This is a genomic window from Streptococcus sp. SGI.013 (assembly GCF_050315295.1).
Taxonomy (GTDB): domain Bacteria; phylum Bacillota; class Bacilli; order Lactobacillales; family Streptococcaceae; genus Streptococcus; species Streptococcus porcorum.
The window spans coordinates 1-280 of record NZ_JBNPOS010000117.1 but is presented as its reverse complement, the minus strand read 5'-3'; the positions used below and the strand labels follow the sequence as shown (position 1 = coordinate 280).

Here is a 280-nt window from a genome sequence, read left to right as displayed (position 1 = left end):
AACTAATCATTGGTTCTAAAAGTGTAATATATCCAACTGCAGTTAATACGACTGTAAGTCCAATACCTAATAACATATGTTTATTCTTACTCATTTTTATTCCTCCTTATGTTAATGATGATGTAAATGACACTCGCATTGTCCTTCTGGACAATTGCAAGCCACTTCTTCTACTGCGAAAGATTTTTTTATCTCTAATATTTTCTCTAGTCGATCTATATCATCGAAGCTTAAGACATGATTTTCAATGATGCTTCCTATTACATTTCCAACTTTCTTA

Annotated in this window: 1 pseudogene; it reads right to left on the bottom strand. The window is 31.4% G+C overall.

Annotated elements, in window-relative coordinates:
* Positions 1–111: 111 nt before the first annotated feature.
* Positions 112–280: pseudogene (locus ACQRDX_RS09630) on the bottom strand (CopY/TcrY family copper transport repressor); the annotation flags it as partial.